The organism is Methanosarcina barkeri 3 (assembly GCF_000970305.1).
Taxonomy (GTDB): domain Archaea; phylum Halobacteriota; class Methanosarcinia; order Methanosarcinales; family Methanosarcinaceae; genus Methanosarcina; species Methanosarcina barkeri_A.
In genome coordinates this window covers 2,489,982-2,514,619 of sequence record NZ_CP009517.1, presented here as the reverse complement: position 1 = coordinate 2,514,619, position 24,638 = coordinate 2,489,982, and the positions used below count along the sequence as shown (strand labels likewise).

Genomic DNA, 24,638 nt, shown 5'->3' with positions numbered 1-24,638 from the left:
TGTTACCATATACTTAAACACAATAAGCAAGAAAATATCAATTGTAGTAATATTTATTATATAAAAAGTAACAACAAATAATTCGAAGTAGTTAATAAATTTTACTAAATAATTCATTCCGAAACTTTAAATCGATTTCTCAAACCTCAAATGCAGCCCTTTACTGGGCAATGAAACTTTTAAACCATCAATCGAGCTTTTTGTCACGGAATGCAGTTATAAAACTTATATTTGAGAAGAAACCTGGTTTTAGGATGAGTTTTTTGATTGGTGTTGTATGAATTTCCCTTAAATTTCCCTTAAATTTCCCTTAAACTTCCCTTAAATTTCCCTTAGATTTCTCTTAAATTTCCCTTAGATTTCTCTTAAATCTCCCTTAGATTTCTCTTAAATCTCCCTTAGATTTCTCTTAAATCTCCCTTAGATTTCTCTTAAATCTCCCTTAGATTTCTCTCAAACTGCCCTCAAATATCCCATAAATTTCGTCAGAAGTTAAAAGCATGCCACTCTCGAACAAAGGTGTAAAATTTGATTTGAAAGCTTCTTCTCTACCGTTTTATTAATCAACTGACTTTCCTACCGTTTTATTAATCAACTGACTTTCCTCTATCTTAGGCTTATTTAATGCGTTTAAAGGAATACGGAATCCTATTTCCTAATAATACTATAAATAATTTTGTATTTAGAATTGTTTCAAGTCTACAAAAGTTGAAGTTTTTATAGACCCAACAGTAGCTGGGGGAATTAGTAGTCCTCATAGACCTGACAGAACCATGAGAGCACTGGGTCGGAAAGTAAGAAAAAATGTAATAATAAAAACAAGATAGTCCGTCTGATTAACTCAACCTGTCATCCTAAAACGAAGCAGACCTGCAAAGTTTTTAAAAAAGGATTGACCAAAAACTACCCTGCAATCCTTTTAAAAAAAGCTTGACCGAAAATTAGCCTGTAACCCTAAAACGAAGCAGAGCTGCGATTCCTCCCAATTTATGAAGTTTTTCTCCGGGCTCAAAGGCCGTGCTGAAAACGACAATCTTTCCCTGGGACTGTTCGACTTCCATCAGGAGCTTATCGATGTCCTCTCCTTTTTCCCGTCCTTCCCGAAGGGTTTCATCTGCAACAAGCAGAGTTTCGACAGCTCCGTAATTAAGGGCATTCTTAACATCAGCAAGACCATAAGCAGCTTTGCCGTCCATTGAAATCTCACGAATCAGGTCTTCCATCAGGGCGGATTCACGGGCTATACGTGATTCCTGCATAATGCGGTCCACTGCACCTCTGCGCAGAACTTCCTGAAAACCGGACATTCCTATCATGGAGGTATCTTCGACAAGGGCTTTTGAAGCCATAGCAGGTTCGGTTTCCTGGAAATATTTCATGAAATCCTCTTTAGTAAATCCGGGCCCGGCAATAACTATGGATGCTTCCTCAGGAACGGCATGCTTAAGCTGTTCTACAACCTCCCTGAAAAACTCATTCCTCAAGCCAGTTTCTCGCTTTCCTGAGGACTGTCGGATGTGAGAATAGATCTCTATTCCATAATGGTGAACAAAACCGATATCGGCATCACCTTCTTCTATTGCGACCATAACAACCTTAGGCCGCTTCGAGGCTTCTTCAGCATCCTGGATCCGCTGGAACTGGTCATTCTTCCAGTGTTCCTTAACGATAGAAAGATTGGATCCGATCTCGACATTGAGAGTATGATAAGAGCCTACATCCATCCCATGCTCTATCATCCCATGTATTCGCAGCCGGTTTGCAAACTTGTGAAACTCGATATCGTCAACTCTGATTCCGAGCCTGACCTTTACCTTTTCAACCTTTTCAGGGCGGATTTTGTCACTTGCCGAATCGGCTTTTCGTTTGGTAACCGCAAAAACAAGGTCTCCTTTTTCGATTATATATTTGAGGTGCCAGAGGTCATCAAGGGTTTCGGCTGTTACTGCAATCTCCCCTTCCCTTCCCTTAAGGGAACGGTTTGTAACCCTCATGCCTTTTTCACTCCATGCATTTCAATCCCTTCTTCCATTCCTTTCTTTGCTTTTATTTCCGTGGCTTGGTTGGCAAGTTTATCCCTTAACTCTTCCTCAGTTTCCTCACTTAGGTCATTTCCCATTTTCTGTTCAGTTCCCTCCCTAAGGTCATTTCCTAATTTCTGTTCAGTTCCCTCCCTTGGGTTACGTCCTAATTCCTGTTCAGTTTCCTCTTCTTCATCTTCAGGTTCGTCCTCTACTTCAGGAACTCCGTACTCTTCTCTTTCATCCTCGATCCTTTCTCCCTTCCTTTCAGGTTTCTGGCTCTTTAAATCCGATTCTCCGGGTGGGACCATCATAGCTATCTGGTCAGGAGAAGCGATCTGCTTCACAAAACGGGGGTCATTGAGTTCATCAGCATAAATCCTGTAGATTTTTTTAGAGATATCATTCTGATTAAAAGCCCCAGGGACAATTTCGAGAATATAATCCCCATGTTTCCTGACAGAAGAAACAGGGCCACCTATAACTCTTGTCTCACCTTTGAGTTCAAGCCCGACTGCAACGCCTAGCGGAATATCCTTAAAATAATTACGTTCCCCGCGGATAATAAAAGCTCCTTTTTTCACGTATTCTCCTGACTCCGGAGTTTTGCTAACCTGTTCGGCTTTAACCCAATAGCAGTCCCCGCTGAAATGTCCGGCTTTCCAGAGGCTGGAATAAGATACAGCAAACTGTGCAGCCTCGTATAATGTGGATTCAGGAACCTCTTCTCCGCCGGTTTTGATAACTGTGAGAGGGGCACCCGGAGTCTGGGTATGGAAGACAAGATCTCTTTTTTCCAGATATTTCTTAAAGATATCCTCGTTAGTGTCTGCATCCCTGCCTCCCACAACAAAGAAGCCATCTGAAGACACAAACCACCTGAACCTGTCGTACCAGTGCTTTTTCCTAGACGCCTGAAGTTTCCTTCCTGCCTTTGCAGCCTTTGCGACAGCTTTTTTCTCCATAGCTTTCCTGGTATCTTCGATCGCTTTGATAGCACCATCTTTTTTCTTGCTAAATTTCTTAACCTTTTCGTAGTATTCCTGAGCATTCTGCGGCACTGTCTTACGGATGTCAATATTAACGCTCTTCCCGTCAAGGTTCACAGCTACAGTCCCTGTCCTTGGGTCGATATTTGTTATCTTTTGCGCAGCAGGTACGGCCTTTTTGGCCTGCTTCAGAATAGAGCGGATCTCGTCCCAGGAATATCCCTTTGACCTTGCGCCGTTGAGCACGGAAAGAAGCTCTTCGATAACCTGGTAGTTTGCATAGACTGTCTCAGCAAGGGTATTATTTTTCTCGATTTCTTTTTCGAACTTTGCAAGGCTCTCTTCCTGCTGGAGAAGCCGCCGTTCATAAACACCAAGGTTTTTCTCCTTTTTCTGAGCTGCTTTTACCTCTTCAACCTGCTCAAGTGCCTTTTTTCCAAAAAACTCATCAAGTGCCGTGTTAAAAGAATCAAAATATTCTTTTTCAAACCCTGAATAGCGAATGAGGTCAAAAGGAAGTACGTCGAAAGTTTCCAGCGTTCCGTTGATTTCCTTTTTTACATGCTGAGGCCTGAGCTTGGGAGCCTCGCCTTCAACCTCGGCTTCGGGTTTAATTTCGGTTTCGGGTTTTGATTCGGTCTCGGATTTAAGTTCAGTTTCGGGTTTTGATTCGGTTTCTGGTTTAAGTTCAGTTTCGGCTTCAGCTTCTTCGAGACCTTTACTTTCGGCCCCGATCCTCAAAAGCGGGGAGAAAAGACCGTGCATTGCATTGCAGAGCCTGGAGGCATCTTCTTCAGTTGCTTCCTTTGAAGGCTTTGATTTGTCAATTCCTGCCCTGGCACAGACTTCTTCTGCCAGAACTCCTCCCAAATTGAACCTTGTGGCAACCGTCCGCACAATATCAGCCGTAGACCTGGAAAAAGCCTCCATAAGGTCAGAAACCTTAACCTTGAGAGGACTTATCTGTGCCTCAGGCAGTTCGTAAATTTCTCCACTCCTAAGCCGTCTATCCTTCATGGTTACAGGATTCATAGGCAGAATAATTTTGTTTTCCGAATCTACAATAAGTATGTTTCCTGGCGCGAAAAGCTCCACAATAAGAGTATTATGGACTCCGGCTCTTTCAATTCCGATTTTCACTATCCTGTCAAACTCATGCTGCTCAACGGATGTAATCCTGCCTCCCATCAGGTATTTTCTAAGCAGCATTGGAAAAGCCTGGGGAAGCGTCGGGCTTGCCCTGAGGTATTTACTTAAATGAATGCGCTTCCCAGCCTCAATAACCAGGTTGTCCCTGCCCTGGTGAAAAACGTAAAGGTTGATGCGAATCTCCTCGTTCGCAGGCTGATATATCTTCCCGATCTTCGCATCAATAATGGATTTGGGACCTGCTGACAATTCGGCAACAACTGCAGCAACGTCGGCGCTTGACATATCCTGTTTCATGAAGTGGATATAATAGAGGCTTTTGGTATAAGCATTACTGAAGAATTTAGTGGAATTAGATATAAAATGAAGCGGCTCAGTACTCAGACTCGGCGGCTTCGCACGCTTCGAGCCTTCGAGCTTCACAGGGATTGTTTTCGATATTCAGTATTAGTGGTAAAGTAGAAAGTAGTTACAGTTTCCTCAGAAGACGGAAGCTAACGAAGTTGTTGCGGCGGTCGGAGCCACTCCTAAAGCGGTTAACTGACCGGCAGCCCCTGGCAAGGCTGCTCCAGCCGCTACCAAGTATCACACGATTGGGGCTATTTCCATTTTCCCAGATACTGCCATCAGAAGGAGCACCTTCATAGTTTTCATGCCACCTATCTTGAATCCATTCCCAGACATTCCCATGCATATCATAGAGACCCCAAGAGTTAGGTTTCTTCTGGCCAACTGGATGAATTTTAGAACTAGAATTTTTTCATACCACGCATATTTATTAAGCTTTGACTCATCTTCGCCAAAAGAATACCTTGTTTGCGTACCGGCTCGGCAGGAGTATTCCCATTCGGCTTCTGAAGATAGACGGTATTTTTCAGTTACTTCTTTTTCATTTAACTTTTGAATAAACTCCTGAGCGTCTTCCCAGGAAATCATCTCAACCGGCCAATCTTCACCCTTGAGGGACGAAGGATTAGACCCTTGAATTTTTTCCATTGATTCTGAGTAACGGGATATTTACCCATATAGAACGAATCCTCAATTGTTACTTTGTGGATTGGAGCTTCATCATATATGACCTCTTCACCAGAAGGAGATCCCATCATAAAGTTTCCGGCTGGAATAAGTACAAATTCCATACCTGTAGAAGGGCTGGTGAAGATTTTGGGAATTGCGTATCTTTTGGATTCCTCGTAAATCTCTGTATTTTCAATATCTGGAACCTCTGGTTTCGAGATACTACCAATGTTTTTATTTTGAAGAACTGTAGTGCTTATACTAATTCCTTTAAGACTCTGTACAGCTTCAATATAATTATCAACCGAAATTCGTTATTTAGAAGAGATTCTAAGAAACTACATATCGTTAAATCAACTTGCTTCACAGAAGATGGATTCTGATAGTTAGTCCTAAGAATTGTTAGATGTTCCATCAGCATAAAAATCTAAAAAATACTGAGTACTCATTACTTCAAGACTGTCATTTCCCCATGGTACTTCCTGTCCCATAATAGTCCTGACTTTTACATAGCCTGTGTCATTAACCTTTGCCAATAGTAGATTATCGTACTTACCTCTGTATTTTTCAGGCCACTCATATGGATCATTATTTGCAGCCAAGTAGACAAAGAAAGATACATTTTCTCCTCCTTTTAGATTATCGCTTAAGTAGATATAAGTATCATATTTTGGATTTGAGGCATACTTAGTGTAGTCTCCATAAGAGACAGAAGAAATATTAGATACATTTTCGACAGGAAATAACATTGGACTTCCATTATTTATAGGATCAAAAATATCAAAATAATCTGCAACAAACGAGTTACCATACGAGATATCCTCGAGCCTAGTCTCATTGGTTCTGAATCCAAGCATATAGCCTTTATCAGTTTCTTCAATGAAAGTTACCCAGTCCCCCATTATTTCTTTATTATCAAGTGTTTCACTCATATTTCTAAAATAAGGACCTATATGATCTCGTTCAGGTTTGTGCATGATTTTAAGTAGAAACTTCTGGATAAAATCAGGTTTCTGCGTAAAGGGAGTAAAAAATTTGCCTTCCTTAGATGCAGGGATAGGAACCATTATCACAGTCGTTCCATTCACTTCCTTTCCGGAAAGTCCTGTAACTTTGATATCATACTCAAAATAGTATCTTTCAACCGGCTCCCTGTTAAGGTACGTACCCGTGTTTATGGCATAAACAACATAGAAAAATAGTATGCCTATAACAAAAAGGGCAAAAAAGATAGGAATGAGCAGTAGATTTTTTCTTGTCACGTTTACCCTACCTTATATTTTTAGAAAGTATAGGAATTATTTCACTAATACTTTATGAGTTCCGTATTGTGCTTACTTTTTCAATAGAGCATCTGTTGTGATTAATATAAGATTAAAATCAGATCCGAAAGTGTCTGGACAATAAAACATTCCTTCTTGTCGACTAGGAGCCTGATATGGCTAAACCTATAGCTAAGTAGCCTATCTACTCATTGATATTCGATTCATTCGTATAGTTACATAATGTTAAACTGTTTAAAAAATAAAAAATAGAAAAAATCGAGTCTGATTTTTCAGCTCATAAGTCGAATGATATCTTTGTTTTCAGTTTCCATGATCTGCTTTATTAACTACTTATATACTCTGCTAGACCTGCATTATACTTTGCTGCCTCCTGATTCATAATTATCGTTACGTACTGTATATATGTCGTATCTTGACCTGGTACATCAAAGTTTGGATGAGCATAAATTTCGTCCCATAATAAAGAGGAGTAAGGATTACTATATGCTGCCATGGATCTTACTGCTTCAGCGGGGTCGGTTACAGTATTTACATTGGTGTTTTGAGTAACCCATCTTCCAAAATTACGTCCAGTGTTCCAATTATTGTTCACATATTGTTCGTATCTGATATGGTAAGTAATATCCCAATTTTGCAAATAATCCACAAGCGACCCTAGTTCTCCACCCGAGTGCATTGGCTGCGCTACATCTGAAAGATAGTGGCTGGCTATTCCAAGGGTTCCAAAAGCATTTTGGTATTCCTGATTCCCATAATATGTTTTTGCTTGTGCTGCGTAAGAAGAACATTTCCCTGGAGCTCCCCCGAAACTGAGATCCGGGTTATAATAATGGTAGTAACATTTTTTAGGAAGCGAAATAGGTACAAAACCCAATGGAGTAGGTACATAGACAGAGATTGAACCTGTATCGATAGTGGTATCAGGATCCATAGCAGTATTATAAGCCCAGCCTGCCCAAGTAGGATTTCCATAAACCAAATTGACACCGGCAGAAATTAAATTACGGTGTGCATATGACATCCATCTAACACTTTGATCGTCTGCCCAATATGTCTCTTCAACATGTGTAGTTATTGCCTTTCCGATTTTTTCTATCACTAGATAATCTTTTTCCGTGATTTTGTCTGGAACACGACTCCAAATATCTTTCAATTCTTTTTTCATTTCCTTTTTCTCAGAGTTCGAGACTGATAAATTGTCTATATACCCTAAGAAAATCTCTTTTTGCTCGTCAGTGGCCACAAGCAGAGGCATATAAGGGCAGTTGTTGACAATATCTGGCATGTCCCTTATACGGTTGATTTCAGATTCTATTTCTTCTACCTGTTGGGGAGTTAGCCCATCGATGCCGTAAGTTTCAACCTCACTATCAGAGAAATTGTTTACACTTGCATCCTCGGCAGCCGCACTCGTAGCTGGTACAAGAACAAAACTCGCCAAAAATATTGTCACAAGCAAAATTCCGGCTCTAAATTTTTTTATCATTTATTCACTCCTGTTTATTTTACCCAGGAGGCAGAATTAGGTAAACTTTAATATATGCAAAGTTAACTTAATCATGCCTCTTGGGCGTATATTATGGAGTTAAGTTGGTCTTGGAAAACTCTTGAACTCCATGAATTTATTTTCACCCATTGTTTGTAAATTTTTCGATCAAGTCGATTAACAATACAATTTTCATACTTATTTTGCTTGAAGTAAATTCCTTAATTTTTGGTCGTGCGATTATTTGGCCAAAAAAGTTATATATCCTAAGTTTGACAGTATCCACTAATTGATATTGTCAGTCTATCCCATTTTTAGCTCAAATCAATTTGACACAATTTATTAATTCATCTAATTTTACAATTTCTTCCTGGTTTAACCTTACCAGCTTCTTTAATATTAAAATTCTCGGTGAGCTTGTAGCTCACCAAGCCTATTAATAAGCTATTGAGATCTAAACCCCGACTTTTATGCTTGCTAAAAATACCCGAGAAATTAAGTTTTTCATAAAAGTATTGGACAGCAAGCATAGACCCGATAGAAACACATATATTCTTGTTGGGAATACTTGGAAATGCTCTTATTTTTGTTTTTATATTATTGAACCGAATAAAACAAAAGAAAGAGCACTTATTTTTATCTAACTGTCAAACTTAGGTAATAACTGATTTAAGTGATGGATATTTCATGCACCTATTGATGTAATCAAAATTCAACGACGTTGCCAGAGGGTAATCTTCTCTAGCATCCTTAAACAGCAAACGTAACCCATTGTCCAGATGTTTTTTCCCATGGCCGGAAAAGTAAATGAAAACAAGGTCGTCACGGTTTGCATTCTTCAGTATTTTTTCAATTTTGATCCTTGCGTCTAACAAGGTATCATCTATTGATTCTTCGACTTCATCAAACCCACAAATATCCTTATTCAGCAGAACCTCCTTCATTGCGAGAGCATCAGCTACTGCAAACCTCAGTTGTTTATCAGAATCTGGATAATTATTTCCAATAACAAGCCCGACTCTTTTGCCAGTCATGATGCTAATGCGCGATTTATTTATTAGAGCTCATGAAATTACTCAGACCTTCGCAGACTGATAGTTGCGGGTTTTCTTCAAAAAATTTAGATAATTCTGTAAGAGGCAATTTGGAAATTTTAACCGTGTTTCCGTCAGGGCACTTTAGTTCGATTTCGGCAGTTGGCCTGTACTCCAGCCAGGTTTTCATTGCTTCAAGAATAACCTCTGCAAAAACCTTTCCGGTTATGCCGAAAACTGCAAGTGTGCTGAAAATAGTTGCCAGATCAGCTTTTTCTCCTTCAGAACAATTTGATTTTAAAGGCTCGATCCAGCCGTCAGGTATACTCGTGCAAATTGAACTGTATAGCTGACAGCACTGCTCCTGCCAATGTTCCGAAGAAGCTTCAACGTCTTCAGACGTGAGTACAATAGAGAAATTAGACTTATCGAGAACTTGCTGTATTCTACCACCAACTGTTCCACAATCTAAGACTTAGGTTTTCTTTAGGGGATATATGATTTAAGATTTTTGTTTTGTAAGAAATAAGAAGCTCGAAAAAAGTGGAGGTTCCTCAAAAATTTTGAAGATAATTTGAAGGTTTAAGCATTAATTGTATAAAAATTATAATTAGCTTAAGGAAGAGGATCATAATTTCCTTAAAGAAGAAAATCAGAATTCCCTTAAAGAAGAAAATCAGAATTCCTTTAAAGAAGAAAATCAGAATTCCCTTAAAGAAGAAAATCAGAATTCCCTTAAAGAAGAAAGTTATAATTTCCTCACCAGACGAAAACCAAGATTGGCAAGTCGATTCTCGGTTTTGCGCCTGAAACGACCGGATGAACGACAGAACCATGTATCGCAGAGCCAGCTGCACCCACGAGAAATATGGTCAGGGCTACTTCCATCTTCCCACGCGCTCCCATCCAAAGGGGCTCCATTGTAATTTTCGTGCCACTCGTCCTGCACCCATTCCCAGACATTTCCGTTAATGTCATAAAGTCCCCAGGGGTTTGGTTTCTTGCAACCAATTACATGAGTCTTATTGCCGGCATTTCCGGCATGCCAGACATACTCATCTAGTTTTGACTCATCCTCACCAAAGAAGCACCTGGTTTGTGTGCCGGCACGGCAAGCGTATTCCCATTCTGCTTCTGAGGGTAAGCGGTATTTGTCAGTTTCTTCCTTTTCATTCAGCTTTGTAATAAACTCCTGAACGTCTCTCCAGGAAACCATCTCAACAGGGTGATCTTCACCCTTGCAGTATGCAGGATTGCTGCCCATTACTTTTTTCCACTGCCTTTGTGTGACAGCCGCTTTACCCAGATAAAAAGAGGTGTTAATTTTTACTTTATGAACCGGAGATTCGGAGTCTGATCTGTCCTTTTCTTCTAAAGGCGATCCCATATCGAATTCGCCAGCCGGAATCAGTACAAATTGCATCCCTGTAAAAGAGCTGATAAAGGTTTTAGTATCATCCGGATTATCAGTCAGTTCAAGGATAGATGATTCTTCATTTTCCTCAGTTTTCAGGTAGTATCGAACCGTATTAATGTAATTTTTAATACTCAGTTTATTTCCCAAAAGCCCCACTCCTTGGTTATAATTTAAAGGTTGTCCGTTTTTACTTTTAGATTTCTATTTTAGGTTATTGCTTGTCTATTTTCACTTTTAGTTCTTGTTTTTTTTCGTTTTTAAAATTTTCATTTGCCAATTTCCGTTTTTCAATACAGTTGTAGACACAATTGTTGATATTGTTGTTGATATTGTTGATACTGCTGTTGATACGATTGTTGTATATTGTCGCTAGTACGTTTGTTGATACTGCTATTGATACTGCTATTGATACTGTTATTGATATTGTTGTTGATATTGTTGATACTGCTGTTGATACGATTGTTGTATATTGTCGCTAGTACGTTTGTTGATACTGCTATTGATACTGCTATTGATACTGTTATTGATATTGTTGTTGATATTGTTGTTGATATTGTTGTTGCATATTGTTTTTTCGGTTGAAATTAAACTTTACTGCCATAAAATACCTGGATTGAAAGTCTTTACTTATCCCATCATAATAAAGAATTATTTAAACTTAAATAGACTGTTAAACGTTTTTAAAAAAACTCATATAACCAAAAGTAAAATATGAGATTGATTTCTCATAGGAAAACCCAGCCAGAATTTCTTATTAAATCAGTTATCAAAGTTAAAAAATCCCAAATCGAAAAATTAATTAAAATCCCCCATCGAAAACATTGGACAAGACCGATTAAAATCCTTAAGCTATAATACCCTTAGCTATAATACCCTTGATTGAATTACTAAACTATAATCCGGGTCAGAACTTCCAGTCATAATCCTTAAACTATAATCTGATCAGACTTCCTTAACCATAATCATGGTCATAGTCTCTACCTCCGTAAATGGTCAGAATCTCTAATCTATGCTCTCATAAGAATCAATAAATTAAGATCCAAAACCCCCAGAAGCCCTGAAATTATGGACAATCGAACTGCCCGCTTTTTGAAAACTCGCTTCCAGAACTATTACAAAAATGCCGAAATAGGCCTTCCTGACCACTTGCCTAATAGAGAATGGGCTTTTATCTTCTTTGACGATATGCCTGATAAGATGATGCACAGGCACAAGGCTTTCGGCTCACCTGGTGAAACTCTTGACTATCTTTACGGCATGGCTCCTGCGCATGTTTACAATTCAACTGCATATTACGAATACCCTGACGCGCGGAAAATGAATGAGAAGAACTGGTTAGGAGCTGAATTGATTTTTGACCTTGATGCAGACCACCTGCCAGATGCTCCAAAAAACTATGCGGATATGCTGGAGCTTGTAAAGAAGGAAACTTTCAAGCTTATGGATTTCCTTTTAGACGATTTCGGGTTTTCGGAGCAGGAAATTGAGCTGGTATTCTCCGGAGGAAGAGGGTATCATTTCCATGTCAGAAGCCCAAAAGTCCTGAAGCTTGGAAGTGCTGAAAGAAGGGAAATCGTAAATTATCTTAGCGGCAGAGATCTTGATTTTAAATACTTTTTCAAAGAAGTCCCTATGGATGGAGAATTCGGAACTGGCTCAAAGATATTTAAAGGAATGAAAAATGTGCCTTTGAAATGCACACTTGTGGGACACGACTCGGGCTGGGGAAGAAGGATTGCTCTCTATCTTACGGATTATATGAAAGCCGAATGCGGAAAAAGGTACAAAAAAGATATGTTTCCCGAACTTCGCAAATACGAGAAAGTCGGAGACACTACAGTAAAAAAATTAATAAGCCTTTCGAACAGTGAAAATGGCTTAAAGGATATCCTGGAGAAAGGAAGGCTTGATTTTGACGTCAGAAACTTTAAAGATATTGCTGCCTATTTTATGAGAGAGTCTGTTGAAGATTTCCTGCACAGATTCGGAGCCAGCGTTGACGAACCAGTGACCGCGGATATCAAACGTTTGATACGAGTGCCGGGCTCATTGCACGGCGGGTCAGGGATGCTGGTAAAGAAACTTGCCTTGTCCGAGTTAGAGAAGTTTGACCCGCTTACCGATGCTGTTGTCTTTGGCGAAAGACCGGTAAAGGTAACAGTTATAAAACCTTTCTCGGTGCAGTTAAAGGGCAAGGACTTAAAAGTAGAAGAGGGCATACAGGAAGTTCCTGAGTATGCAGCAGTGTACTTAATTTGTAGAGGTGTTGCTGAATATGGACATAGAAGAAATCAGCCAGGTCCTGTATAAGGAAAAAAACCAGACAATAAAGACAATTCCGGCTGATTTTTACCTGGAGGCTGAGAAATATGTCCGGAAGCTTGAAGAAGAAATTGAAAAATTAGGCAATTCCCGTTCTCCTGAGTTCAAGATGCTCCATGATGAACATGAAAGAGCACTTTCGGACCTTGAGACTATCTTCATGAAACGGATAGGAAAAGTTATAACCAGGGCAACAATTCAGTCTAATGCAAATAAACCTATTTCAAAGGACATCGAAAAATTACTTCCTGTGGAAAAGAGACTTTATGATCTTGTACTGCAGGGAATTAAAGCCGCAAAAACCGAACTTTTAGGTCCTATCCTGTACCCTGGTTCCGAGAATACCACAGTCTGGCCTGAAATTGTGGAAAGGCAAATCCCTGCCGGTTTTAAAGGAGAACCGGAATCAAAAATGGGTATTCCCGTTATTGCAGCTAGAGGGGAAACAGGAATAGTCCCAGACAAAAACAATATAAATGATGAATACGTTGTTGTCCGAATACTGAAAGATCTGCCGACCTTCACAGGTACAGACGGCCGAAACTATACTGTCAGTGCCGAAGAAGTCGTTGTTTTGCCGCAGCTCAACGCTACAGGGCTGATAAAGCGAAATGCAGCTAAACTGATTGTCGGGCAGGATGACACTGGAAAAGACCAATTTCCCAGAAGGAACTAATTCCCTGAGACTTATAGCTTGTTTTATCTTGAAAAAGAAGATGACAGACAGTTTAAAGTGTTGGAGATTCTATCAAACCTTGAAGGTCGGAAAGCCTATCAGGGTAATAGTATGAGTATTTATATGTGTAGCTATATTTGTGTACCTTAACCTTGTTATCACCAAGCTTTTTGAGAAAAAGCTTGAGTAAAAACCAGTAATAATTTAAGTTTGTTGGAGTCAGGCTTTTTGAGAAAAAGCTTGAGCAAAAACCAGTAGTGGTTTAATTTAATTGACTCTGTGACCTCCCTTGATAGAAGATTTCATCGTAATATTGAGACAGAAAGAGGTCTGAAAATATCAAGTTTACCCAATCAAAGGCTTCCCAAATAAGATCTTCCCAGGATCTAAACGCCATACGTAACGCCATACGTATAATTCCAAATATTATAGTACTTTCCCGCAAAAGCCGGAGAAAGTAAGCTGAATACCAATAATCATTAAAAAGGTGTAAAGAATGAAGATTCCAAAGAAATTTAGAAGTTACTGCCCTTACTGTAAAACTCACCAGGAAATAGTGGTTGAGAGGGTCAAGAAGGGTCAAGCTTCATCCATGACTCACATTGCAAGACAAAAGAAGAGGCAACAAGGCATAGGGAACAGCGGAAAATTCTCCAAGGTGCCCGGTGGCGATAAACCTACAAAACGCATCTGGCTAAGATACCGCTGCACAGTATGTAAAAAAGCCTACCAGAGACCCTGTTTCAGGGCAAAGAAGTTTGAGTTCAAGGAGTAAGATAAAATGGTAGATTATATCCAGAGGCCAAAAAGCAGGTTCCTGCGCGTAAAGTGCAACGACTGCGAAAACGAACAGATCATATTCGGAAGTGCGAGCCGTAAAATCACCTGCGTTGTCTGTGGAAGGACCCTTGCCGAACCAACCGGTGGAAAATCGACAATTACTACTCATATTCTGGAAGTGCTTGAATAACCAAACAGATAAAAGCACTTTACAGCACTAGAGTAACACGTAATAAAGAGATAAAACTTGAGAAGTGGTGCGAATGGGAAACGATAACTGGCCCGAAGTCGGAGAATTTGTTGTCTGTACTGTAAAGAATGTGACGGATTTCGGAGCCTATGTCGAGCTTGAGGAGTTCGGAGGAAGAGAAGGTTTTATCCATATCTCCGAAATTAAAGCAGGCTGGGTCAAGTACGTCAGGGACTACGTAAGGGAAGGACAGAAGATAGTCTGTAAGGTTCTTAACGTGGACCCTTCCCGCGGCCATATAGACCTTTCATTGAAAGACGTAAACGAACACCAGAGGCGCGCTAAAATCCAGGAATGGAAAAATGAGCAGAAAGCCGCCAAATGGCTCCAGTTCGTGGCTGAAGAGACAAAAACTGAGGAAAGTAACCTGGAAGATTTGCACGAAAAACTCGTAGAAGAGTTCGGAAGTGCATATTCAGCCTTTGAAGAAGCTGCTATCGAAGGGGAGAGAGCCTTCAAAGCAGTCAAAGTCAATAAAAAATACTTAAAAAGTATAATCAAAATCGCAGGAGAAAACATCAAACTGCCTTTTGTAGACATTGCAGGCTATGTGGATCTTACCTGTAACCTTCCAAACGGCATAGAAGTCATAAAGCAAGCCCTCAGTGCTGCAAATTCCATAAGTGACGTTGATGGAAAAGACATAAGGCTCGAAATAAGTTACACAGGGGCTCCAAGATACCGAATTAAGGTAATTGCCCCGGATTACAAGAAAGCTGAATCAGTCCTTAAAAAATCTGCCCAGACAGCAGTTGATAGTATTACCAAACTTGGCGGACATGGGACATTCAAGCGGCATATCGAATCAGCAAAGGCGTGATACCCTTTGGGACAAAAGATCCGCAAATGCAAAAATTGCGGTAGGTACACTTTAAGGGAAATTTGTCCGGTTTGCGGGGGAAAAACTGCCTCCCCAAATCCGGTTCGCTTTTCTCCTCAGGACCCTTATGGCAGGTACCGCAGAATGGCAAAGAAAGGATAAGGAATTGTTATGCAACAAAGTACACTTGTCCGCCTGAAAGAAAATCTTGAACTCAAAAAACCAATCCTTGTAGTGGGACTTCCAGGAGTAGGACTCGTAGGCAAGTTAGTGGCAGAGCATCTGGTGGACGAACTTGGAGCAGAAAAAATAATAGAGGTTTATTCTCCGCATTTTCCACCTCAAGTCCTGGTCAATAAAGACTGTACGGTCCGTCCTGTGAGCAACACTATATACTACACAAAAGCAAAAGAGAATGACATCCTTTTCCTTGTAGGAGATCATCAGAGTACAACTTCGCAGGGACACTATGAACTCTGTTCGCTTTATCTCGACATTGCAGAAGAGTTTGGAGTGCAGAGAGTTTACACGCTCGGAGGGTATCCCACAGGCAAACTGACCTATGAGGAAACCGTCCTTGGGGTTGCCAATAACACAAAACTGATCGAAGAAATTAAAGAATATGGGGTAGAGTTCAGGGAATCCGAACCCAGCGGTGGTATAGTTGGAGCATCAGGCCTGCTCGTAGCTTTCAGTAAAATGCGAGGTATTGATGCTGCCTGCCTTATGGGTATGACACCCGGATATTTAATGGATCCTAAAAGTGCCCAGTCCCTTCTAAAGGTGCTCTGTAGAATGTTCGGGATTGAGGTAAACATGGAGTCTCTTGAGAAAAAGGCCGAGGAAATGGAAAGCATCCTTGAGAAGCTAAAGGAAAAAGAAGAGCAACAGGCATTCCAGGAAGTCAAACCTACTGAAGAAGACCTGCGCTATATAGGATGATACGGTCTTAGAGACGACCAGGAATTAAAGATTTAGCTAAAGCTATCTAATTAAATGTTTACTAAAAGTTGGATTTTCCGGTAAAGGGAAGGAAATGAAAGTCAATACAGACCTCCATCTCCATTCAAAGTACTCCATGGCGTCTTCCAAAAAAATGGAACTGCCGACGATTGCCAGGGAGGCTTCAAAAAAAGGGATGGAATTAATCGGTACTGCAGACTGCACTCATCCGAAGTGGCTGGAAGAGATCAAAAGAGCATCTGTTTCGGATGAAGAAATCCGCATAGATGAGATTTATTTCATCCCAACTACCGAGATAGAAGACAGCAACCGTGTACACCATCTCCTTATTTTGCCTTCGATTTCAAAAGCTGAAGAGCTGGCCGAGCGCATTGCTCCTTTCGGCAATCTTGAAGCTGACGGGCGCCCGAGTATCAGGTTGGATGGCAGTGAAATTGCAGAAATTGCAAAAGATCTTGGAGCCCTTATCGGTCCCTGTCATGCCTTTACTCCCTGGACTGCACTTTACGGTTATCATGACAGCCTGAAAAGCTGTTATGGAGATATGACAGATTATATTTCTTTTCTGGAACTTGGCCTGAGTGCAGACAGTGACTATGCAGATCGGATAGAAGAGCTACACCGTCTGACATTTCTTTCAAATTCCGATGCTCATTCTCCTTCGACCAATAAACTGGCAAGGGAGTTTACGCAGTTTGATTTGCCTGAGATTACCTTTGATGGCTTGAAAAAAGCAATACTCAGGCAACAGGGATATAAAGCTACTTTGAACGTAGGATTCTTTCCCGAAGAAGGAAAATACAATAGATCAGCCTGTATTAAGTGTTTTACCCAGTATTTGCTGTCCGAAGCCGTTGAGAATAAGTGGCGCTGCCCTATTTGCGGAGGCATTATAAAGAAAGGAGTATTCGACCGCGTTAATGAACTTGCAGACTTCAAAGAGCCAGAACACCCCGATTACCGCCCTCCTTACCTGCATCTCATCCCTCTTGCCGAGATTATCCAGATGGCGCTCGGCCATGCAAGCGTTCAGACAAAAGGCGTACAAACGGCCTGGAGTAAACTTATAGAACGCTTCGGAAACGAAGTCAAAGCTCTCATTTACTCCGAGCCTGAAGACCTGAAAGTTGTGGGTGACGATAGGATAGTAAACGCGATCCTGGCCTTCAGAAAAGGAAACGTCATAATTCATCCGGGTGGAGGTGGCCAGTACGGCTGGCTTGAGCTTCCCGAAAACCTGAAAAATGAGGAAATTCGGCAAACAGGACAGCTTTCATTTGCAGATCTTGAGAAAACAAATCCCAAGAAAGCAAGTAAACCCGAAAAAAAGAGAGAAAAAAGGCCCAGGAAAGAAACCGGCGAAACCGAAAAAGAAGTATCGGAAAATCAAAAATCGAATAATGGAGAAACTGATGATGCAGGCCAGAGTTCACTTTTTGACTTTTGAGATGTTACTTTTCAAGTTTTGAAGTAGCTCCTTTTATGACAAAATATATAAGAAAGAAAGTATATTCACTAACCCTGCATCTGAAACACGTTGTGTCAAAAACATCGGGCAGCGCCCGGAAATTATACATACTCTAAAAAATGCCCAGGTAGTCTAGTGGTAAGGCGACGGTCTCGAAAACCGTTTCTTCTTTGGGAGAGCGCAGGTTCAAATCCTGCCCTGGGCGTTATTTGTCGAATTAAAGCTCGATTAACATCGATCAAGCAAAAAAACCCTTTTTTATAACTTGTTTCTCTAAAATAATTCATTTTATACATTTTTTCTTAAAAATAATTATCAGACAGTGCCTTTAACACAAATAAAAAAGCTTTTCAAAACTATTTCATATTAACATTATGAATCTTTTAACTCCAGAAATCCCCGTCTTTTTCGGAGATATTCAGCTTGGGGAAAAGTTCAGTACTTTCACTCTCGGAATTTTCATTTTTTGCAGGACAGTAAATGCTTACCTTAACGATTTTGTTCCCGATTTTGCCATATCCATTGGAAAATTTCAGATCTTTAAAGCCATACGTATTAAATCCACCATCAGTAGTTATATCGCCCATAGTACGAAGCCTCCTATTAAAAATAGTTCAATAGTTGACTTAAACATACTCAATTTTCTTAATTAAGCAAAATTTGCTTAATCTTTAGGCTGAGCCTTAGCATACTTATTTTGAATTTTATGTTTTGAAAAGTAGAACCTATCCCAAAAGCAATTATGTTGAAATTATAAAATTTACCATTATGTCTTTAGGAATATGAAGAAGATATAATTAAACGGAAAATACTTTTATAAAAAAATGGACTATGGAAGTTAGAGATACCTTAAGTCAAATGGGGGTTTAGTAAATAACTGTTCAAGCTAAGTGCTTTAGAACCCAATCTCTAATTTGTACGTAGACATCATCTGCTACTTCATCTAATTCATGTCCTGCTTTTGCGTCCATTACCTCTATTCTTTTAGGTTCATGTGCAAGTTCATATGCCTGTACCGAAATATCCGGAGATAATTTTTCATCTTCCTCTCCATGTATCAGGAAAACTGATGTATTTTTAGGCAGAATGGAGATTGGATCAATACCATATCCCTGTGTTGAAAGCGTGACTATTGTTTTTACGTTCTCTTCGTTAAACGCAGCCTGAACAACAACTGCACCCCCCATAGAATGTCCTATTAAGCCCAAATTCATTATATTTTCCGACTTTAAAAACTCAATCCCTACAAGAGTGTCTAGGACAGAATCTGCTAATCTTGTCGGATTTCTGAACTTGATCCTTAACGCACTTATACCTATATCCTTTAGATCAGCAGATAAACGTGGGTATAGATTATCAGCAGGAGAATCAAAGTCTCCGGTTACCCCTGTAACCATAATTACTCCTTTATCCGTGCCTTCTGCCTTGTAATAAGCACAATCTACTCTTCCAATGCTAGTCTCAATCATGACAAATTCATACAAATCTTTTTGTTCTCTTTTTACATCAAGAGCTAAACATTCTAAGTCCTTTTTCCAGAGTTTAATTATCTCAAAACCCTGTATTATTTTCCCCTTTAATTTTTCTCCCTGCATGAATTAAATTTGGTCCTATACCTACTTATCATTTACTAACAGAAAAAATGTGGCAATGTTTCACAATTTGTTTAATCTTTACGCTGAACCTTCGCATATTGTTTTTGAATTTTATATTTTTAATGTAGATAATAAAGAATCAATAACAAGACCCGTCAAGAGAGAATTAAGCAAAATTTGCTTAATCTTTTCAAAGTAAATTAACCCAATCGTACAAAAACATAGAATTTTGTTAGTAAGATTGTACATTTATACCAGTTGAGTAAAATTATTTGAACAGATATAAACCAGCAACAGTAGAACCAAAAAAAAGTTGTACGTAAAATTTGCGTATATTTTGCTACTATCTACTAATAGCCTAGAGGGGGAGAAAATTTTCACCAATTTTCAGGCAAATTTTTCAGGCAAATTTCAGAGCAATTTTCCCGGGAAAATTTTAAGGAAAATTTCTCTGGAAATTCAAGGAAAATTTCACCAGGAATTTAAGAGAAGTTTCTCTGGAAATTATGTTAAGAGAAAGTGAACTCTTCGCTATATCGCCCTTGTGCCTGCGCACTACTCCGCTCTGCCGAATTCAAGCTTTGCCCCTTCGGGGTGCCCTTCGACAAACCATGAATACGGCAACGCTCCAAATGACGCTTGCAGGCGATGGGACTTAGGCGATATACGAAAAAAGAAACCAGTTTAGAACCTGAAGGGCAGGCTTTTGCTTTCGCCATTTGCAGACTCAGGGACAGGCTCATCCGAAAAAAGAAACGGAACGCATCACATTCTGATGAATGTCATGCTCTTTTTAAAGGTTAGCTGGTACAGTTCACCACGACGGAAGGACGTGCACGCACCGCCTTCCTTCTTAGAACCTTGACAAATTAAAGCAAGTGAACAATCTCCAGGACACCCATCAGAATTAACAAAAAGTAAAACGGCCTGTCAGACCAGAGAGAAAAGAGCTGAAGAGGTAGTAGCACCGCCCTGAAGAAACTAGGTAAGAAGGGGCGGTGCTTGAAACAAATTGCAATTTAAAATAAACTGATAATTATTTAAAGTTTTTTAAATACAATCTGGAAAATACAAGAAAATCAGATTAATCGATCATACTTTTTATGCGCCTGCTCTGCAGTCAAGATATCAAAAACGTAAACCTCTTTTGTCTCAAAATCAATTTTATACATTACCCTGAAATCACCGACACGAAGCCGATAAGCTCCTTTTACATGCCCCTTTACCTTTTTCTTTCTACCTCCGGGTAATGGATTTTCAAGTTCCTTGAGAGCTTCTTTAAATTGACTTCTTCTTTCTGCAGGAATATTATAAAAAATATCAGAATCGATAAGAACTTTAAAGGTCATTTATATCAACAAACTTATCCCGATGCTCTTTGATTCTTTTTTCTCCTTTTTCGATAAGCTTATCAAGATTATGTTCTGCGATTAATCTTCTTATTACAGTGTTGTAATCTTCACCCATTTTCCCTAATTCCCGCAACTGATCACGAGTGTCGGTTGTGATCTGAATAGTTGTTGTTTCTGCCATAATACGCACTATAGCGAGTATAGCATTTATAGTTTCCTTTTAGCATACTAAAAGGAAATAACAGAACCGGGGCATCATAACCCCGGATACAAAGATTTCTTTACAAAATGCTCATTGCTTTTTGCCCGGTACATGTTCAGGAATTCCCGAATTATCGGATTGACAATGTACTGGCCTCTCTTCTGAATTCCATCTGAATCTACAAGCTTAACCAGAATACCTTTTCTTGTAAGACATTTTTGCACATTGCTACTGGCCTTACAAGTTTCAAAAACAATGAGACCCTTTAGCTGATAAACCAGGTCCTCAGGTTCCTTCAGAGCCTTTGCCAGAAAGCATACAACGTCATCAAGAGAACGGTCATATCGGTCTACGTTGATGTCATACAATCCCAGGTTGAAATGTACGAAGTTGATGAGATCCTCAGCAATGGACTCATTGTTCAGGGACCAGTCAAAGATCTACTTTGAATCCTTTATTTTTTTATCGATTGTATTTTTCCAAAATTTAGAATTAAATTGATGCTGAGAACTCCTAAATATTAATTCTAATTAAGCTTCTTGAGATTGATTTCAAAATTTTTTCCGTGAATATGTTATTGACTTTGCATCTCATTTAATCGACGCTGGGATTGCCTCTTTACGAAATAATTATTCTCAATATAAATTTTATTAATTTATTTGAAAAGTTAGTATTATATTAATCAGGATGCATTGAAATACGAACCTTTGTACTAAAACGTTGGTATTTCTGATTATAGTGACAGAGCAAAAACGATAGCAACAAGTAAAAATCAAGTATCTTTTTAATACTGATTTAGAAGACAAAGTATAGAAAACACCAACTTATTTATAGAACGTTGGTATACTACTTTTTGAAGGGATTTTTATAGAAAATAGATTAATAACAGCAGACGGCACTAAAGTGTTAACTGTCGAAGAGTATGATCGATTTGTTAAGGCGATACCTGCAAAGTTTAAGCCTATCTTTGAACTTAACACAATTACTGGGCTTCGCTATGTTGAATTACAAAGATTATATTATAATCCATCCTGGTACATTGAGAGCAGGAATCAAATAATACTCCCAAGGGAAGCCCACAAAAAGGTCAAACAGAAAGCACCAAAGCGCACTATTGACAAACTTCCCACTACTTTTCCATATCTGATTAAGGCATTTCAGGAAGGCAGGAGACCACCGGATCGTACAAGTTGGTGGGATAACCTTAGCAGGTGGTCTGAGAAAGCAGATATAAGCCCGAAAGTCGGCCCGAAGACTCCCAGGAAAACAATAGAGTCATGGATGCTTAAAGCCGGAGTACCGGAAATTGAGATTTACAGTAGACAGGGACACGACCCAGTAACGTCATTGAGGCACTACCAGAGTTTAAGTTTTACAGATTATGAAATGAGAGATATTGAAAAGAGACTTACTGAGTGGGGAATTCTTAGAAGGGGAATTTAAGTGTTTTATCACAAAATAATTTCGCTTTGTAGATCTACGCATATTCTATGAGGGATAAAATACAAACTTTTTATCTCAAAGAGTTCGTATATTGAAGTATCCTGAAAAATAGGATTGTTGCAACGGAACCAGAATAAGTAACTTTTTCTAATTGTGAAGTTTTTCACTTATTTTGTATAACAGTCAAATTTTTGCAACGGAATCCCTAAAATTGCTTCATCATGTAAGTGCAAATCCACATTTTTTTCAGAAAAGTAGAAAATGAGAATTACAGGCGGTCGTACTTCTTATGGGCTTGCTCTTGTGTCAGGATGTCAAAAACAACAATTGCATTCTCTTCGAAATCAACGGCATAGAACGCCCTGTAATTCCCGATTCGAAGGCGGTACACATCTTCTTTATAACCTTCTATTCTGCACTTATTACCGCCCTGAAACCCGTTTTTTAGATCTTTTAAAGCTTCAGCAACTTGTTTTTTTCTACCTTGTGGCAGGCCATCAAGAACTTTTGCGTTAATGAAGACTTTAAAGGTCATCCACGCTCACGTATTCTTCACTGTGTTCTTTAAAGTGTTTTTTTGCTTCTTCCGCTATTCGATCGATTTTCAGTCTATATTCATGATCCTTATGCTCTCTGATTAATTTCTCAATGACGGTATTGTAGTCATCACCCATCGAGCCGATTTTTTTCAATTCATCTCGGTTTTTCTTTGAAATTTGAATTGTGGTTCCGTCTTGCATAATACTCGTTATAATGATTATAATATTTATAATTAGCTCTCTCACTCCTGCATTGACTTCTATGCTCAATTCTTCAAGAGCTTTGAGTACAGGCGATTAGAGGCCAGCACAGAAGAGATTAAGAAGTCAAGGAGCCAGAAGAGTAGCCAACCATTGGCTCTGCATCCTGTTTTTGGTAGTAAAGTAAAAGGATACAAAGTCAATGGTCAATTTTACAGAAATTAAGGCATAATGTCTAGATGATATTCATCGGACACACCGTAGCCATTTCCAGTAGTAACAGCATTAGACCATCTATTGTAAGCATTGTTAGCATCATCATTCATTTTATTAACGATATCATCTGAAGGTAGAATATATTTACCAGCTAATTCAGTTATATTTCCTGTAAAGTTGGTACTTGAAGAAAAGCTTGGAAGAACCATATCTGTATTAGAAGAATTGATACTATCTGGCATTGAATATGAAATGTTTGGAACAATAGGTCCCCAACTATCAAATCCGTCATTTTGGGATACATCTGAATAATCTGGAACACTCATATCAGGCACCCAATCAATTGCTTCGTTATTGAATGGATCATCTGTAATTCCATCTGTAGATATTTGATCAGTATTAGGAACCCAACTAAGATCATCTCCTTGTGAAGATTCACTCTCATACTGTTGTTCTGCTAGTTCATTGCAATAATTCAAGAATTCTGTAGTATTCAAACCAGGTCCTATATTTTGATTTGATTGAGTATAACGAATAGCTTTAATGTTTCCTGAGGGAGAATTTGCAGGATCATTGGGCCAAACCACTAAACACAACCAGGTGTCTTCTGATGCAGTTACATACCCATCATAATTTGATGAATTGACTAAAGTAAGATTCCAAATAGTATGATTAAGTATTTGTTCTCCGGTTTCAGTGGAGTTATTACCTGCTAGCAGCAAAGAGGCTCCTGTCATATCTACAGCTTGATATGTAGCGTTTGCATCTGTGCTAAGGTTTAGATATAATGAATCTCCTTTCATAAGAGGTATATAATAAGAAGCAAAATAATGTTGATTGTTTTCTCCAGCATAAATATAGCTTTGAGAATCTAGACTCTGGTTAATCATCATGGAATAATATGTATAATTTGCAGGTTCAATTATACCATAATTTTCATTACTCTGGCTATTATCATCTGCAAATGCAAATCCACATGTAATTATTACCGTGAAAATCAAAAACAAAGCCATGCCTAAGATTTTTGTAGATATTTTTGTCATTTAGTCACCATTTTTGTCGATAAGTTTACGTCCCAAAGAGTCATATTTTAAATCCGTTTTTGTAGAGTCCTCTCCAAATAAAAATTATTTATATAGTTAAGAAACTAATATATTTGATAGCATATTAATCAATGAATAGAATTAAGAGAAACTCAGAATTCTCTTTCGGAAGTATGTGATAAAGTACTTAATTATATAACTAAAAATATTTCAAATAGGTTATTTCATTATTATTAAATTTTTCGATTTTTTTATTTACTGATCAAAAATTAATTAAGTTTTCTCATAAAAATAGTAGACTAGAGCAAAATACAAAATGTATATCTAAAGAGGAGGTTGAATTGCAAAAATATTAAAATAAATATGTAA

Annotated in this window: 27 protein-coding genes, 1 tRNA gene and 2 pseudogenes; 13 read left to right on the top strand and 17 right to left on the bottom strand. The window is 38.9% G+C overall.

Annotation, left to right across the window (positions count from 1 at the left end):
• Positions 1 to 941: 941 nt before the first annotated feature.
• The 4 genes and pseudogenes from MSBR3_RS10070 to MSBR3_RS21620 all read right to left on the bottom strand — a co-directional run.
• Positions 942 to 1,994: an mRNA surveillance protein pelota gene (locus MSBR3_RS10070; RefSeq protein WP_048107917.1), complete on the bottom strand. Its 1,053-nt coding sequence runs from the start codon at positions 1,992 to 1,994 to the stop codon at positions 942 to 944.
• Complete coding sequence (rqcH, locus tag MSBR3_RS10065; protein ID WP_048107915.1) at positions 1,991 to 4,456, bottom strand: ribosome rescue protein RqcH; 2,466 nt, start codon at positions 4,454 to 4,456, stop codon at positions 1,991 to 1,993. Before rqcH ends, MSBR3_RS10070 begins: the two co-directional genes overlap by 4 nt.
• Before the next feature lie 172 nt (positions 4,457 to 4,628).
• On the bottom strand, positions 4,629 to 4,901 hold the full coding sequence (locus tag MSBR3_RS21450) for a formylglycine-generating enzyme family protein (protein ID WP_329956837.1): 273 nt from the start codon (positions 4,899 to 4,901) through the stop codon (positions 4,629 to 4,631).
• Between the two features lie 104 nt (positions 4,902 to 5,005).
• Positions 5,006 to 5,262 (bottom strand): annotated as a pseudogene (locus MSBR3_RS21620) (formylglycine-generating enzyme family protein); the annotation flags it as partial.
• Between MSBR3_RS21620 and MSBR3_RS21445 the strand changes: the two are divergent.
• Entirely contained in the window at positions 5,234 to 5,356 is a 123-nt protein-coding gene (locus MSBR3_RS21445) for a hypothetical protein (RefSeq protein ID WP_268989160.1), read from the top strand. The pseudogene MSBR3_RS21620 and the gene MSBR3_RS21445 sit on opposite strands and share 29 nt — an antisense overlap.
• 212 nt (positions 5,357 to 5,568) lie before the next feature.
• On the opposite strand, the gene MSBR3_RS10055 is transcribed toward MSBR3_RS21445, so the two are convergent.
• From MSBR3_RS10055 to MSBR3_RS10040, 4 genes and pseudogenes are all read right to left on the bottom strand, one after another.
• The gene (locus MSBR3_RS10055; RefSeq protein WP_048107913.1) at positions 5,569 to 6,438 is read right to left on the bottom strand and encodes a hypothetical protein; all 870 of its coding nucleotides are present in this window, start codon (positions 6,436 to 6,438) and stop codon (positions 5,569 to 5,571) included.
• A gap of 346 nt (positions 6,439 to 6,784) precedes the next feature.
• The gene (locus tag MSBR3_RS18930) at positions 6,785 to 7,915 is read right to left on the bottom strand and encodes a phospholipase C/P1 nuclease family protein (RefSeq protein WP_155396789.1); all 1,131 of its coding nucleotides are present in this window, start codon (positions 7,913 to 7,915) and stop codon (positions 6,785 to 6,787) included.
• Positions 7,916 to 8,300: 385 nt separating this feature from the next.
• Positions 8,301 to 8,559: pseudogene (locus tag MSBR3_RS10045) on the bottom strand (IS1634 family transposase); the annotation flags it as partial.
• Positions 8,560 to 8,601: 42 nt separating this feature from the next.
• Entirely contained in the window at positions 8,602 to 8,982 is a 381-nt protein-coding gene (locus MSBR3_RS10040; protein ID WP_048107911.1) for a caspase family protein, read from the bottom strand.
• A gap of 110 nt (positions 8,983 to 9,092) precedes the next feature.
• On the opposite strand from MSBR3_RS10040, the gene MSBR3_RS10035 reads away from it, so the two are divergent.
• Entirely contained in the window at positions 9,093 to 9,335 is a 243-nt protein-coding gene (locus MSBR3_RS10035) for a hypothetical protein (protein ID WP_048107909.1), read from the top strand.
• A gap of 395 nt (positions 9,336 to 9,730) precedes the next feature.
• On the opposite strand, the gene MSBR3_RS10030 is transcribed toward MSBR3_RS10035, so the two are convergent.
• Complete coding sequence (locus MSBR3_RS10030) at positions 9,731 to 10,555, bottom strand: formylglycine-generating enzyme family protein (RefSeq protein WP_230627379.1); 825 nt, start codon at positions 10,553 to 10,555, stop codon at positions 9,731 to 9,733.
• Between the two features lie 909 nt (positions 10,556 to 11,464).
• Here MSBR3_RS10030 and priS point away from each other — a divergent pair.
• The 9 genes from priS (at position 11,465) to MSBR3_RS09990 (ending at position 17,883) form a co-directional block, all read left to right on the top strand.
• A complete protein-coding gene (gene priS / locus MSBR3_RS10025; protein WP_048107906.1) occupies positions 11,465 to 12,709 on the top strand; it encodes a DNA primase catalytic subunit PriS in 1,245 nt (414 codons plus the stop codon).
• Entirely contained in the window at positions 12,675 to 13,397 is a 723-nt protein-coding gene (locus MSBR3_RS10020) for a hypothetical protein (RefSeq protein WP_048107904.1), read from the top strand. The genes priS and MSBR3_RS10020 overlap by 35 nt, the downstream gene beginning before the upstream one ends.
• Positions 13,398 to 13,893: 496 nt before the next feature.
• Positions 13,894 to 14,172, top strand: a complete 279-nt coding sequence (locus tag MSBR3_RS10015; protein WP_048107902.1) for a 50S ribosomal protein L44e — start codon at positions 13,894 to 13,896, stop codon at positions 14,170 to 14,172.
• 6 nt (positions 14,173 to 14,178) lie between these two features.
• Entirely contained in the window at positions 14,179 to 14,367 is a 189-nt protein-coding gene (locus MSBR3_RS10010) for a 30S ribosomal protein S27e (protein ID WP_011306561.1), read from the top strand.
• A 73-nt stretch (positions 14,368 to 14,440) separates the two neighbouring features.
• Positions 14,441 to 15,247 carry a translation initiation factor IF-2 subunit alpha gene (locus MSBR3_RS10005; protein WP_048107900.1) on the top strand — a complete coding sequence of 269 codons (807 nt, stop codon included), beginning with the start codon at positions 14,441 to 14,443 and terminating at the stop codon, positions 15,245 to 15,247.
• A gap of 6 nt (positions 15,248 to 15,253) precedes the next feature.
• On the top strand, positions 15,254 to 15,409 hold the full coding sequence (locus tag MSBR3_RS19445) for an RNA-protein complex protein Nop10 (protein WP_080942274.1): 156 nt from the start codon (positions 15,254 to 15,256) through the stop codon (positions 15,407 to 15,409).
• Between the two features lie 9 nt (positions 15,410 to 15,418).
• Entirely contained in the window at positions 15,419 to 16,189 is a 771-nt protein-coding gene (locus MSBR3_RS10000) for a proteasome assembly chaperone family protein (protein WP_048107898.1), read from the top strand.
• A 94-nt stretch (positions 16,190 to 16,283) separates the two neighbouring features.
• Complete coding sequence (locus MSBR3_RS09995) at positions 16,284 to 17,657, top strand: TIGR00375 family protein (RefSeq protein ID WP_048107897.1); 1,374 nt, start codon at positions 16,284 to 16,286, stop codon at positions 17,655 to 17,657.
• Positions 17,658 to 17,799: 142 nt separating this feature from the next.
• A tRNA-Ser gene (locus MSBR3_RS09990) sits at positions 17,800 to 17,883 on the top strand.
• A gap of 178 nt (positions 17,884 to 18,061) precedes the next feature.
• Here MSBR3_RS09990 and MSBR3_RS09985 read toward each other — a convergent pair.
• Together MSBR3_RS09985 and MSBR3_RS09980 are read right to left on the bottom strand one after the other, a co-directional pair.
• Positions 18,062 to 18,265, bottom strand: coding sequence for a hypothetical protein (locus MSBR3_RS09985; RefSeq protein ID WP_048107895.1), 204 nt, complete (start codon positions 18,263 to 18,265; stop codon positions 18,062 to 18,064).
• Positions 18,266 to 18,559: 294 nt separating this feature from the next.
• Positions 18,560 to 19,273: an alpha/beta hydrolase family protein gene (locus tag MSBR3_RS09980; RefSeq protein ID WP_048107893.1), complete on the bottom strand. Its 714-nt coding sequence runs from the start codon at positions 19,271 to 19,273 to the stop codon at positions 18,560 to 18,562.
• A gap of 706 nt (positions 19,274 to 19,979) precedes the next feature.
• Here MSBR3_RS09980 and MSBR3_RS20255 point away from each other — a divergent pair.
• Positions 19,980 to 20,138: a hypothetical protein gene (locus tag MSBR3_RS20255; RefSeq protein ID WP_155396788.1), complete on the top strand. Its 159-nt coding sequence runs from the start codon at positions 19,980 to 19,982 to the stop codon at positions 20,136 to 20,138.
• A 214-nt stretch (positions 20,139 to 20,352) separates the two neighbouring features.
• Here the strand turns inward: MSBR3_RS20255 and MSBR3_RS09970 are convergent, their stop codons facing one another.
• From MSBR3_RS09970 to MSBR3_RS09960, 3 genes are all read right to left on the bottom strand, one after another.
• Positions 20,353 to 20,622 (bottom strand): type II toxin-antitoxin system RelE family toxin, encoded by a 270-nt coding sequence (locus MSBR3_RS09970; protein WP_048107889.1) that lies wholly within the window; start codon positions 20,620 to 20,622, stop codon positions 20,353 to 20,355.
• Positions 20,612 to 20,806, bottom strand: a complete 195-nt coding sequence (locus MSBR3_RS09965) for a DUF7557 family protein (RefSeq protein ID WP_048107887.1) — start codon at positions 20,804 to 20,806, stop codon at positions 20,612 to 20,614. The genes MSBR3_RS09970 and MSBR3_RS09965 overlap by 11 nt, the downstream gene beginning before the upstream one ends.
• Before the next feature lie 74 nt (positions 20,807 to 20,880).
• On the bottom strand, positions 20,881 to 21,195 hold the full coding sequence (locus MSBR3_RS09960; protein WP_048107885.1) for a hypothetical protein: 315 nt from the start codon (positions 21,193 to 21,195) through the stop codon (positions 20,881 to 20,883).
• Positions 21,196 to 21,730: 535 nt separating this feature from the next.
• Here MSBR3_RS09960 and MSBR3_RS09955 point away from each other — a divergent pair.
• Positions 21,731 to 22,270 carry a site-specific integrase gene (locus MSBR3_RS09955; RefSeq protein WP_230627377.1) on the top strand — a complete coding sequence of 180 codons (540 nt, stop codon included), beginning with the start codon at positions 21,731 to 21,733 and terminating at the stop codon, positions 22,268 to 22,270.
• A 268-nt stretch (positions 22,271 to 22,538) separates the two neighbouring features.
• Here MSBR3_RS09955 and MSBR3_RS09950 read toward each other — a convergent pair whose 3' ends face one another.
• The 3 genes from MSBR3_RS09950 to MSBR3_RS09940 form a co-directional block, all read right to left on the bottom strand.
• Positions 22,539 to 22,805 (bottom strand): type II toxin-antitoxin system RelE family toxin, encoded by a 267-nt coding sequence (locus tag MSBR3_RS09950; protein WP_048107882.1) that lies wholly within the window; start codon positions 22,803 to 22,805, stop codon positions 22,539 to 22,541.
• Positions 22,795 to 23,010, bottom strand: coding sequence for a hypothetical protein (locus MSBR3_RS09945; RefSeq protein ID WP_155396787.1), 216 nt, complete (start codon positions 23,008 to 23,010; stop codon positions 22,795 to 22,797). The genes MSBR3_RS09950 and MSBR3_RS09945 overlap by 11 nt, the downstream gene beginning before the upstream one ends.
• Positions 23,011 to 23,231: 221 nt before the next feature.
• Complete coding sequence (locus MSBR3_RS09940) at positions 23,232 to 24,269, bottom strand: hypothetical protein (RefSeq protein WP_048107878.1); 1,038 nt, start codon at positions 24,267 to 24,269, stop codon at positions 23,232 to 23,234.
• Between the last annotated feature and the right edge of the window lie 369 nt (positions 24,270 to 24,638).

Bases quoted from the DNA above. Each gene is read 5' to 3' on its own strand.
- MSBR3_RS10000 (WP_048107898.1), top strand. From the start codon at position 15,419: ATGCAACAAAGTACACTTGTCCGCCTGAAAGAAAATCTTGAACTCAAA.
- MSBR3_RS10070 (WP_048107917.1), bottom strand. From the start codon at position 1,994: ATGAGGGTTACAAACCGTTCCCTTAAGGGAAGGGAAGGGGAGATTGCA.
- MSBR3_RS09985 (WP_048107895.1), bottom strand. From the start codon at position 18,265: ATGGGCGATATAACTACTGATGGTGGATTTAATACGTATGGCTTTAAA.
- MSBR3_RS09965 (WP_048107887.1), bottom strand. From the start codon at position 20,806: ATGGCAGAAACAACAACTATTCAGATCACAACCGACACTCGTGATCAG.
- priS (WP_048107906.1), top strand. From the start codon at position 11,465: ATGGACAATCGAACTGCCCGCTTTTTGAAAACTCGCTTCCAGAACTAT.
- MSBR3_RS09940 (WP_048107878.1), bottom strand. From the start codon at position 24,269: ATGACAAAAATATCTACAAAAATCTTAGGCATGGCTTTGTTTTTGATT.
- MSBR3_RS09995 (WP_048107897.1), top strand. From the start codon at position 16,284: ATGAAAGTCAATACAGACCTCCATCTCCATTCAAAGTACTCCATGGCG.
- MSBR3_RS10005 (WP_048107900.1), top strand. From the start codon at position 14,441: ATGGGAAACGATAACTGGCCCGAAGTCGGAGAATTTGTTGTCTGTACT.
- MSBR3_RS09945 (WP_155396787.1), bottom strand. From the start codon at position 23,010: ATGCAAGACGGAACCACAATTCAAATTTCAAAGAAAAACCGAGATGAA.
- MSBR3_RS10020 (WP_048107904.1), top strand. From the start codon at position 12,675: ATGGACATAGAAGAAATCAGCCAGGTCCTGTATAAGGAAAAAAACCAG.
- MSBR3_RS10040 (WP_048107911.1), bottom strand. From the start codon at position 8,982: ATGACTGGCAAAAGAGTCGGGCTTGTTATTGGAAATAATTATCCAGAT.
- MSBR3_RS09980 (WP_048107893.1), bottom strand. From the start codon at position 19,273: ATGCAGGGAGAAAAATTAAAGGGGAAAATAATACAGGGTTTTGAGATA.
- MSBR3_RS09950 (WP_048107882.1), bottom strand. From the start codon at position 22,805: ATGACCTTTAAAGTCTTCATTAACGCAAAAGTTCTTGATGGCCTGCCA.
- MSBR3_RS09970 (WP_048107889.1), bottom strand. From the start codon at position 20,622: ATGACCTTTAAAGTTCTTATCGATTCTGATATTTTTTATAATATTCCT.
- rqcH (WP_048107915.1), bottom strand. From the start codon at position 4,456: ATGAAACAGGATATGTCAAGCGCCGACGTTGCTGCAGTTGTTGCCGAA.
- MSBR3_RS21445 (WP_268989160.1), top strand. From the start codon at position 5,234: ATGACCTCTTCACCAGAAGGAGATCCCATCATAAAGTTTCCGGCTGGA.
- MSBR3_RS10010 (WP_011306561.1), top strand. From the start codon at position 14,179: ATGGTAGATTATATCCAGAGGCCAAAAAGCAGGTTCCTGCGCGTAAAG.
- MSBR3_RS10015 (WP_048107902.1), top strand. From the start codon at position 13,894: ATGAAGATTCCAAAGAAATTTAGAAGTTACTGCCCTTACTGTAAAACT.